This is a genomic window from Rhodopila globiformis, from assembly GCF_002937115.1.
Taxonomy (GTDB): domain Bacteria; phylum Pseudomonadota; class Alphaproteobacteria; order Acetobacterales; family Acetobacteraceae; genus Rhodopila; species Rhodopila globiformis.
This window is the reverse complement of record NZ_NHRY01000102.1, coordinates 1-10301: the sequence shown is the minus strand read 5'-3', so window position 1 is coordinate 10301 and position 10301 is coordinate 1. Positions and strand designations below refer to the sequence as shown.

The 10301-nt window shown below is 67.6% G+C and carries 9 protein-coding genes and 1 tRNA gene; 3 read left to right on the top strand and 7 right to left on the bottom strand.

Going from position 1 to position 10301, the window contains the following annotated elements:
* Positions 1 to 195: 195 nt before the first annotated feature.
* A complete protein-coding gene (locus CCS01_RS10480) occupies positions 196 to 495 on the top strand; it encodes a hypothetical protein (protein WP_104518774.1) in 300 nt (99 codons plus the stop codon).
* Between the two features lie 147 nt (positions 496 to 642).
* Here the strand turns inward: CCS01_RS10480 and CCS01_RS10475 are convergent, their stop codons facing one another.
* Positions 643 to 1446: an SH3 domain-containing protein gene (locus CCS01_RS10475; RefSeq protein ID WP_146101670.1), complete on the bottom strand. Its 804-nt coding sequence runs from the start codon at positions 1444 to 1446 to the stop codon at positions 643 to 645.
* A 329-nt stretch (positions 1447 to 1775) separates the two neighbouring features.
* Between CCS01_RS10475 and dinB the strand changes: the two genes are divergently transcribed.
* Positions 1776 to 2852, top strand: coding sequence for a DNA polymerase IV (dinB, locus tag CCS01_RS10470; protein WP_104518772.1), 1077 nt, complete (start codon positions 1776 to 1778; stop codon positions 2850 to 2852).
* A 979-nt stretch (positions 2853 to 3831) separates the two neighbouring features.
* On the opposite strand, the gene CCS01_RS10465 is transcribed toward dinB, so the two are convergent.
* The 5 genes from CCS01_RS10465 to CCS01_RS10445 all read right to left on the bottom strand — a co-directional run bounded on the left by CCS01_RS10465 (position 3832) and on the right by CCS01_RS10445 (position 8527).
* Positions 3832 to 4305: a hypothetical protein gene (locus CCS01_RS10465; RefSeq protein WP_146101669.1), complete on the bottom strand. Its 474-nt coding sequence runs from the start codon at positions 4303 to 4305 to the stop codon at positions 3832 to 3834.
* A 153-nt stretch (positions 4306 to 4458) separates the two neighbouring features.
* Positions 4459 to 4680, bottom strand: a complete 222-nt coding sequence (locus CCS01_RS10460; protein WP_104518770.1) for a hypothetical protein — start codon at positions 4678 to 4680, stop codon at positions 4459 to 4461.
* A gap of 189 nt (positions 4681 to 4869) precedes the next feature.
* Positions 4870 to 5127 (bottom strand): hypothetical protein, encoded by a 258-nt coding sequence (locus tag CCS01_RS10455; RefSeq protein ID WP_104518769.1) that lies wholly within the window; start codon positions 5125 to 5127, stop codon positions 4870 to 4872.
* Positions 5128 to 5205: 78 nt separating this feature from the next.
* Positions 5206 to 5682: a hypothetical protein gene (locus CCS01_RS10450; protein ID WP_146101668.1), complete on the bottom strand. Its 477-nt coding sequence runs from the start codon at positions 5680 to 5682 to the stop codon at positions 5206 to 5208.
* A 325-nt stretch (positions 5683 to 6007) separates the two neighbouring features.
* The gene (locus CCS01_RS10445) at positions 6008 to 8527 is read right to left on the bottom strand and encodes a PAS domain-containing sensor histidine kinase (RefSeq protein WP_158258334.1); all 2520 of its coding nucleotides are present in this window, start codon (positions 8525 to 8527) and stop codon (positions 6008 to 6010) included.
* A 783-nt stretch (positions 8528 to 9310) separates the two neighbouring features.
* Between CCS01_RS10445 and CCS01_RS32690 the strand changes: the two genes are divergently transcribed.
* The gene (locus CCS01_RS32690; protein WP_146101667.1) at positions 9311 to 9850 is read left to right on the top strand and encodes a hypothetical protein; all 540 of its coding nucleotides are present in this window, start codon (positions 9311 to 9313) and stop codon (positions 9848 to 9850) included.
* 186 nt (positions 9851 to 10036) lie between these two features.
* On the opposite strand, the gene CCS01_RS10440 is transcribed toward CCS01_RS32690, so the two are convergent.
* A tRNA-Thr gene (locus CCS01_RS10440) sits at positions 10037 to 10111 on the bottom strand.
* Positions 10112 to 10301 lie beyond the last annotated feature (190 nt).

The window sequence follows — 10301 nt, the reverse complement described above, 5'->3', positions numbered from 1 at the left end:
TGACGTGGCCCCCCTTGGTGACGGCCGCGCCCAGCAGCAGGTCGAGGAAGGTGACGCGCGCCCGCGCCGGCACGGCGGCGGTGATGCGCGCAATGATGCTGGCCAGGACGGGAGGGATGGGGGGATGGGACATCGGCTGAACCTTTCGCGATGACGCTCGTTGAGCCTCAACGCGACACCGGGGGAAGGTTCGTCATGGCCGCCGATCCCACGATTCTCAAACGCATCCGCGGCTGCCCGTTCGCCCGCGGCGGGCGCGTGCTGGTGCGCTTCCGCGCCAACGGCTACAGCCTGTTCGCCCGCCGCTCCGGCGAACCGCTGGCGCGGCTACGGCTGACCGGCAATGGCGACGAGGTCGTGCTGCTCTACCCCTCGCACCGCGGCGGCTGGGGCGCGCTCGGCGACTTCGGCGCCGACGTTATGCCGCTCGACGAAGCGCTCCAGTGCCTCAGCGACAACCCATACTTTCTGGAATTGCGCCAGACATTCGGGTGAGCCGCGTCAGCGTATCGATACGAAAAGCGAAGGCCGTTCCCTGGAAACTACAGTTCGAGTAAAACAGGCTCTGAAAGATACATTCGCATGATGTGCGTAAGCCTCATTCGGCCGCGGGACAGGACGAATCCCACCCCGTGGTGCATCTCAGCGGCGCTCGACCATGCTCCTGTGCACCCAGCCACTGGCCTCGGTTTCGCCGATCAAAAGCCATCCGCCCGGCGCCTCGCCGAACACCCGCAGTTCCTTGCCGCGCGGCTCGACGCGTATGATTGCGCCCTGCGGCGACCGGTGGATGTTGCCGCCATGGCGCATGACGATCGTATAGACCGAGGCAGCCGATGCGACCGCCGGCTGCCTCGTCGCGACAGCCTGCGCCGCCACGGCTGGCGCCCGCGCGGCCGGCGCCGATGCGGCGGGCGCAGGCAAAGCCGCCGGCACCGGCTGCGCGGCGAGGACCGCCCTCATGTCGTCCGGCACCGGCGGCACCGGCACCGCCCGCTCGGGCCGCAGGGGCTGCGGGCCGCCCCCCTCGAAGCAGCGCGCGAGTGTGTCGACGTAGACCCGCGTCGCCTCGGTGACCGTACTGCCCACGCGGGCCTCGACCAGGAGCCTGCGGTCCGGGTCCTCGGCGCCATCGTCGCGCGTGACGACGGCGACGAACAGCACATAGGTGGCGCTGGCGGGGCCGAAGACGCTGGCCTGGCCGCACACCGCGAACTGGTTGCGGATGGCCTGCGGCCAGACCTGGATGCCACGGAACCGCACCGAGTCCGGATTGCGGGCCGAACCGCGGATGCTGGCCTCCGACGCCCTGCGGACGCCGGCCAGTTGGTCCGGGGCAACGGCCGCCTGCGGCGCGGGGCCGTGCCGCTCCTTGTCGCATCCGGCGACCGCCAGGACGGCCGCCATGACCAGGGTGCCTGCAAGGGCTGTCGGGTTGATGCGCACGATACCACCTCGCCCAGCGATGCCGACCGGAAGGGCCGCCGGGTCACGACGGCCTCGGCGGGTCATCATGCATCGGTCGCCCGGCCGTGGTTCATATCCAGGCCGGAACAAGGCCCCGGGAGGCTTCAACCTGTCGAGAGTGAGCGGCCTGGCCGGCCCAATGGCCAGGCCGGAGGCACCCGCCGGCTCTCCCGCCCGGCCTGCCGCGGCGATGCCGGTTCCCCGTCCGGCCGCCCCGGAGTCGGTCCATTGGGATGCCATAACAACCGCGAGCGGGAAACCCGACGATCCTGTGGCGGTTGTTGCGGCGACGTGTCATCCTGCCGCCCATGGACTCCGCCGGCCGCAAGATCATCCACGTCGACATGGACGCCTTCTACGCGTCCGTCGAGCAGCGGGACGATCCGCGCCTGCGCGGCATCCCCCTGGCCGTGGGCGGCTCCCGCCAGCGCGGCGTGGTGGCCGCGGCCAGCTACGAGGCGCGCCGGTTCGGCGTGCGCTCCGCCATGGCCTCGGTCACCGCGGCGCGCCTCTGCCCCGGCCTGGTGTTCGTGCCGCCGCGGTTCGAGGTCTATCGCGCAATATCAGCGCAGATCCGCGCCATCTTCGCCGCCTACACGCCCCTTGTGGAGCCGCTGTCGCTCGACGAGGCCTATCTGGACGTCACGTCGGCGCAGCCCGGCGCGCCGTTCGCCACGCAGGTCGCGCGCGACATCCGCGCCGCGATTTTCCGCACCACCGGCCTGACCGCCTCGGCCGGCATCTCCTACAACAAGTTCCTGGCCAAGCTGGCCTCCGACCACCGCAAGCCCGACGGCCAGTTCACCATCCCGCCGGCGATGGGGCCGGATTTCGTCGAGCCCCTGCCGGTGGGCCGGTTCCATGGCGTCGGACCGGCCACCGAGGCGCGGATGAAGGCGCTTGGCATCCACACCGGCGGTGACCTGCGGCGTTGCACCGAGGCGTTCCTGACGCAGCATTTCGGCAAGGCGGGCGCGCACTTCCACCGGATCGCCCGGGGTATCGACGAACGCCCGGTCCTGGCCGATCGGCCGCGGAAATCCGCGGGCTCGGAAAGGACGTTCCAGCGCGACCTGGACGCCTGGGACGACGTCGAGGCCGCCGTGACGGCGCTGGCCGACGACGTCTGGACCTGGCGCCAGCGCGCCGGCATGGCCGGCCGCACCGTGACCCTGAAGGTCCGCTACGCCGACTTCGAGCAGATCACCCGGAGCCGGACCCTGCCCCACCCGGTCGCCTCGCGATCCGAACTGGAAGCGGTTGCCGCGGGCTTGCTGGCGGGCGTGCTGCCGCTGCGCAAGCCCGTTCGCCTGCTGGGCGTCGCCATGTCGGGCTTCGAGACGGCCGGCGACCGGGACGGGCCGCAGATGATGTTCACGTTCTGACGGCGCCGTCCGGCCCGGCGCGGCGCTACGGGACGGCCCCATCGGCGCCAAGTCAAAGGGGAACAGGGCGAGGTCGTCACCCTGTCGTCATGAGAGGGCGTGTCCCCATACGCATCAGGATAGGGCGACTGGTGGAGCAAGGGCTTCTCCCTCACCGTCATGGCCGGGCGCGTCCCTATCGCGCACACACATCTCTGAAACGACCTTCGGTTATCTAAAAAAGTATTTTGTTATCAGTGGGTTGGTCAAAAGTTTCTGTATATACAAAAATCTCTCCTAACCTATTGATAACAAAGGATATCGTCTAATCGTTTCAGAGATCTGTGCATCCCGTAGAGCGTGTCCCGGCCATCCACCCCGCGCCGTTCATGCGCGGATGGCCAGGACATGCCCTACCCGCATGCACACATCCCGGGAACAACAGCAATGCCAGGCGCTCGCCCAATGCCCGGGAACGGTGCCGCTTGGTCGGGGAGACCCGTTTGGCTGGCAAGCGGCCGGCCGGGGGTAGGCAGGGGCGCGTTGCCGTGGTGTGGCTCGCACAGCCGGTGTGGGGCATCCTGCCCACCGGGATGGGGCGAGATTGGGTTTGCCACCGCAATCAAGCGGTAATCAAGCGGTCAGGGAGTTCCACGGGGTTTCACGGAGTCGTCCGGGGCGTCCGCACCATGGTCGCCCCTGTGGCGGCGTCCGAGGATTTCATGCGCTTCGCGCGAAGCGCAATATCCACTTCCTCCGTGCAACTCCGTGGAACTCCCTGTCCGCTTGATTGCCGCCGGTGAAACCAGCACCGGCCGTGACAGTAAGAGCCACGACGGCAGCGGACCGTTTCCGAAATCTGTGCATCCCATAGGGATACGCCCGGCCATGACGGAGAGGCGACGTGCTCTATTGGCGCCGATGCGGACACGCCGGACCATGACTATGGGAGAGCGTGCCCCGCTGTGTCAGCGCGTATGGGGGATGGTCCGGCGGTGGACTACGAGCCGCCCCTGGCCGGGGGTGGCAGGATCACGTGCGTGCTGAGCGTATCGTAATAGACCGCGCACAAGGCAAGATGGCCCACCTTGTCGGGATCGGCAAACATGCTGACCAGCAGCTTCTGCCGGAGCGCCTCGACGCTGCCGAACCGGTCGGAGAAGGCCGTGGCTTCCTGGGCGAGGACCGGCAAGGCCGCAATGCTCTCCTGCGCCAGGACCTGGTAACCGGTTGCCCAGTTCGCCAGGCGGTGGGCGTCCGCCTCGCCATGCCATTGCAGGGTCATGCCATCGGGGCGCGTCGCCGTTCCGGCCGGCACGGCGGCGCAGGCCGTGGCGACGGCGCCGAACAATGCCTGGCCGAACAGGTACCGGCCGACCCGGCCGTCGGGCCCGAAGTCGCTGACAGGCGCCGCCGCTGCCGCCGCGATGCTGGAAAAAGCCAGCGCGGCCGCTAAAGACGTTAACAGTTTCATGATCTTGTTCTCGTTCATGCGAAAAAGCGAAGGCAAGGCGATGCGGCAAATGGATTATGCCTTCCTCCGCGCGGTCCGTATTACAAAAAATACATGTCTGCGTTGTCCTGGACCTGGTCCTGTCCCAATACCCGCCGGTGTGCGGCCGCGCGGTCAGAACGGCATGCGCAACGACACGATCCAGTTGTGCTGGTAGACGGGCGTGATCGCCGGCTTGAATTGCAGGGGCGGCGAAACGGCGAACTGGTAGCCGGCGCCGATGGCGAAGCCAAGGCGATCGGTCAGGTGCAGCGTCCCGATCACGGCGCCGAAGGTCAGGAACGTCTGGTCCTTGCCGCCGCGCTGCGTGCCGTCGATCCAGTGCGTCCAGCCCAACTTCTACAGTTCGGTTATGCAACTCACTGAAAACATGGGATAAATCGTGATCTAAGGCCGCTTGTGGTGCAAAAGAGCGGATTTCCTGAGAGTCGGCCCACAGCAAGGCATTGATATAACTCGGACTTTTTCTGTCAGCGGCGGTTTTGGCGCCACAAGAGCCTGAAAATCTGGCTTTTCTGTGCAATTTCAACGAGTTGCGTAACCGAACTGTAGAAGTCGGGTCCAGTTCACCTCCATCTCGGGCCAGACCAGTTTCAGAAGATGATACTGGAACGCAACATTAATCGACCACGCGGTGCCGAGCGTGCCGCGGTGGTCGGTCGGGATCGCCAGGCTGGTCGTCGCCTGCACGTCGAAGTCGCCGAAGCCCTTGCCGCCCGCCAGCGTCGGCGTGGTCACGTAGGCATCATTGCTGAACTGCGGAATGCCGATCGGCGCCTGCATCGCCAGGAAAGCCGTCAGAATGTAGTTGCCGTCCTGCTCGTTGGCGCTCAGCAGCCGCTGCTTGACCAGCAGGAACTGTCAGTCGGTGAACCCCGAAGCGGGCTTGACGTTGTCGCGCTGCTGGTAGCTGGGGACGGTGACGAAAATCTCGTTGGTGGTGGGAATCAGCTCCAGCCCCTTGACCGCGCCGAAGTTGAGCACCTGGGCGCCGTTGCCCACGTGCTGGTCCCAGAAGTCGTAGCGGAACTGCTGGACCAGCAGCGCCGGCGTCGTCATCAGCGGCGCCGCCCACTGCGGCTGGCTGGCGCGGGCCTGGTCGACGCGGTCGAACCACTGGCCAAGGAACGAGTCGCCAAAGAACGAATCCGGTGCGGAGACGGCCCCCGGGGGCGCATTGTCCGCGGCCGCGACGCGCATCGCCGGGGCATCGGCCACGGGCTGCGGCGCGAGGCCGGTGACCTGCGGCGCGAAGCCGGCTGCCGGAGGCAGCATCCAATCCGCGGCGTTTGTAGACCGTAACGACGTGACGGCCGCCATGGCAAGCGTGGCGGCCATGGTAACCACGAAGCGTAACGACATAATGAGGGACCTCTCCCGCATCGGCCCTTTTCGCCCGGGGCGGACCGGAAAAACTGCACGAAACCGGGGCCCGGGCCAACCGGAAAATGACCGGGCGGCCACGGCATGCACATCCGGCACGATCACCGTGCCATTTTTGTTTCATTCGACAGTCGTTGTCCGGCCCGCCGGTGGGCACCGCGAGGGGTGAAAATCGGCAATATTGTTATTTTCATGCAACAAAACGGTGGTGACAGCCGTACTGCCGACCGCCCGGGTCACGCCCACGCGGCCTGTCCCGGACATGGCGACGGCCGGACGCTCACTCCGCCCCCTCGCCGGCATGCCGATCGGCCAGCGCGTCCCGCACGGCGGCAAGCAGCACGGCAGGCGAATAGGGCTTGGCCAGCACCGGGTCGCGCCGATCACCCATGTCCGCGACCAGCGGTTCGGCGTTGCCGGTGACATATACCACGCGCAGGCCGGGTTGCCGCCGGCGCGCCTGGCGCACGAATTCGGTTCCGCGCATGTCCGGCATCGCGTAGTCGACCAGGGCAAGGTCGAAGCGGCCGTCCTGGATCGCCACCAGCGCGGCCGCCCGGCTGCCGGCCTGGCGGACGACGTAGCCGTCGTCCTGGAGCATGGCGGCGTTGACCTCGCGCACCGCGTCCTCGTCGTCGACGACGAGGATGGCCGCACCCGGCGCCGCCGGCGCGTCCGTGGCCGCCGCGGGGACGGCGTCCAGGCCCGGCGACCGGGCGGCGGCGGCGCTGCGCGGCAGGAACACCTCGACGGTGGTGCCCTCGCCGACGCGGCTGTCCAGCCGGGCGGTCCCGCCGAACTGCGAGGCGATGCCCAGGACCTGCGACAGGCCGAGGCCGCTGCCCGCGCCAATTTCCTTGGTGGTGAAGAACGGTTCGAACGCCTTGGCCGCGACCTCCGGCGGCATGCCGCTGCCGGTGTCCTGCACGGCGACGACGACATAGTCGCCGGGGTCGAGTCCGGGCGGCAGGCCGGGACTGCCAGCGTCCACGTTGCGCGTGGCGATGCGCAGACGTCCACCGGTGGGCATGGCGTCGCGGGCGTTGATCGCCAGGTTGAGCAGGATCGCCTCGAGCTGGGCCGGATCGCTCAGGGCCGGCCACGCGCCTGCCGCCAAGTCGGTTTCGATCGTCACGAGGCCGCCGAGGCTGCGGCCCAGCAGGCTGCGCATCGCCACCGCAACCGCGTTCACGTCAACCGGCCGGGGCCGGACGTTCTGCTTGCGCGCGAACGCCAGCAACTGCTGCGTCAGCTCGCCGCCACGCCGCGCGGCGGCCATGGCGACATCCACATAGCGGCGCAGGCGGTCGTCCGGCAGGCGGCGCGCCAGCAGGTCCAGGTTGCCGATGACCGCGGTCAGCAGGTTGTTGAAGTCATGCGCCACGCCACCGGTGAGCTGGCCGACAGCTTCCAGCCGTTGCGCCTGCATCAGCGCGGCCTCGGCCTTTTCGCGCTCGGCGATCTGCCTGGCCAGTTCGCGGGTGCGCTCGGCGACCCGCTGCTCGAGGATTTCCGCCGAGCGCGCCTGCGCCGCCTGGATCTCCTTCCGCCCGGTCACGTCGATGACGATGCCGACGTAGCGGGCGACGGTGCCGTCGGCGTCGCGGACCGGCGCGCCCCGCGCTTCGATCCAGCGGACGGCGCCGTCGCGCGCGCGGCGGATCCGGCATTCGAACTGCCAGCCGGAGAAGGTCTTCAGCGCGTCGCGGCGGATCTGGTCCAGCCGCGCCCGGTCCTCCGGCAGCACGTGGCTCAGGAACGTGGCGTTGCTCCAGGCGTCGTCCGGCAGGTCGTCGCCGAAGATGGCCGCATGGCCCGGCGACCGCACCGCCCGGCCGGTGGCCAGCTCCAGCTCCCAGGTGCCGATGCCGGCACTTTCGGTCGCCAGCCGCAGCCGTTGCTCGCTGCGCGCCAGGGCCGCTTCCGCCTCGCGCTGTTCGGTGACGTCGGTGTGCACGCCGACCCATTCATGGATGGCGCCGTCGGGCTGCAGCACGGGAACGGCGCGAATGGTGAAGTGCCGCCAGACGCCGTCGTGCCGCCGGACCCGATGCTCGAAGACGAACGGCCGGCGCGCCGCCACGGCCGCGTTCCAGGCGTCGATCGTCGGCTGGCGATCCTCGGGATGGACGGCCTGCGCCCAGCCGAAGCCCTGGTACTCGTCGCGGATCTGCCCGGTCAGCGCCGCCCAGCCGGGCTGCTCGCCGTCCATCGCGCCGGCGGCGCTGTTGGTCCACAGGATGCCGTTGAGCGCCTGCACCGCGGCGCGGAAGCGGGATTCGCTTTCGGCCAGCGTCCGCTCCGAGCGGCGCTGCTCGGTGACGTCGCGGAAGAAGACGGTGACGCTGCCGTCCTCGGCGGGGAACAACCGTCCCTCGAAGTGGCGTCCGAGCGGCGCATAGAAGCCCTCGGCGCTGTTCGGCTGCCGATCGGCCTTGCAGCGTTGCAGCGCGGTCCAGAAGGCGCCGCCGACAATATCCGGGAAGGTCGTCCAGAACGGGACGCCGATGAGGTTCCGGCCGTCCGCGATCTGCGCCCGGGCGCGACGGTTCAGGTAGACGATCCGTTCGTCGGCGGACAGCACCAGGACGCTGTCGCCGGTGCTCTCCAGAGCGATCCGCATGGCGTGTTCCCGGGCCTTGGCGGTCGCAGGATCCGGCGCCGTGGCCGGATTGCCTGGCTCGGCCCAGCCGTGCGCGAGGCCCGGCGGTGGCCCGGTGGCATCCGCTTGCAGCCGCCTGGCCGCCGCAAGCAGGGCGGACCCGGCGGCACGCAGCAGGCGGGCAGTCAGGCTCTTCAAGACGGGCGCCTCCCGGTCGGTTGTTGCTGGTTGCCGCGGAGCCATAGTTTCGTTGGCATAATACCACAGCCGACCTACCATGAAAGTCGGGAGGCTCGCATCGATTCAATCAAACGTTGCGGAAGTGGCTGTTCAAACACCCAGGAAGCGGCAGCGGGGCGGAGCGGTGGCCCGTGCCGGGGTGGACGCCTGCACGGCGCCTGCGCCGCGACAGCGGTTTATGTCAACACCAAACGCGAAGCGTTCAATTATATCGATGACGTTTTGTCAGGGCGACCCGCTTGCCTGACGGATCAATCATTTACAGATCCGGCCCCTATTTTATTGGCCATGATGAACAAGGTGCGGTGATCAACGCACAGCTATCGCGGCCGCAGGCCAGCCCAATGCCTTCTCTGCGTGCTCTGCGCTCCGCTCTGCGATCTCTGCGTTGCAAAAATGCGGTACCGCAACAAAGAACGGCGTTGCCGGTGACTCGTCCAACTCTGAACGCCGGTGGCGCCTTATACCAACCCGCCGAAAAATGGCTCCATCCATCGCACAGTAAGCCTCTGATATTGGCTACATCTTCGCAGTCGGGATGGGTGATTCTTTAGGCGGGTTGGTATTACCACCGCGCTTCAACGCAGAGCGCGCAGAGCGGAGCGCAGAGCACGCAGAGAAGGCATTGGGCCGCCACGCGGCTCGAACGCGGGCAGGCTGTTCCTGTTGCAACGCGCGGCCTGGCATTCAAGACAATGAGGGCCGGATCCATAACTGAAACATCGGTACGAAACATAAGAAATGAAAAATGCATCTTCGACCGCCGGCAATCCCCTGATTGATACGACAAGTCATACCCAACCGGCGATGTCCATGCCGATCGGCGCCGGAGTGTGGAGGCGTGGCCTCGCGGTTCATGACGTCGCTTCAGAGCACGACAATGACGCAGGGTCGTGGCGCGATGACTTCCACCGCGCGTATTCCGTTGCTTTGGATGACGCAACCATATCAAACACCGTCACCACATCCGTCACGCTCGGTATTGCTTGGTATTCCAGTCCCCTGACGATCACGCCCCCTTCCGCAGGTGCGGGTGCGACCGCCCTTGTGGTTCCGGCCAGCGTCATCGACGCCATTGTCGTCAATCAAGGTCGCATTGATGGCGCCGCGTCCCTCGGCAGCGTCTCCGGTATTGGCGCTGACGGCGGGATGGGCGTGCAACTTTCCTCGCCCTGCCCGCTGACCAACAGCAGCATCATCCTCGGCGGTTCGGCAGGACCTGGCTTGCCCGTTCCGCCACGGGGACTGGCGCCGGGGGGCAGGCGCTGTCGCCGCGGGTGACCTCGTGCGCCGCCGCGATGGCGCGAGGCTGGTCCGGGCTCTTGACCACGACACACGCGCACCTGCCCGGTCCCGGAAAACGTGATTGACTTGCCTTGGGGCAGGAGTCCGGCGGAGGTCCCGTGACGGGAAATCGGCGATCCCGGCCGCCAATCGCATCGCGGCCAACGGGCGGAGCGATCTGAATGGTGCCGGCGGTAGGAATTGAACCTACGGCCTACTGATTACGAATCAGTTGCTCTACCCCTGAGCTACGCCGGCCGACCACGCGGCGCACGCTATACAGGCACGACGCCCCCAGCGCAACCGGCTATACCATCGATCCCAGGGGATTCGCACTTCGAAAGTCCTTGACACGCGATTTGGACTTGCCCGACGCGGGCATGATCGACTCTTTGGCTGAGGGTGAGCACCACGATTGCGGGAGGCCCCCTTGGATCAGTTCATCGCC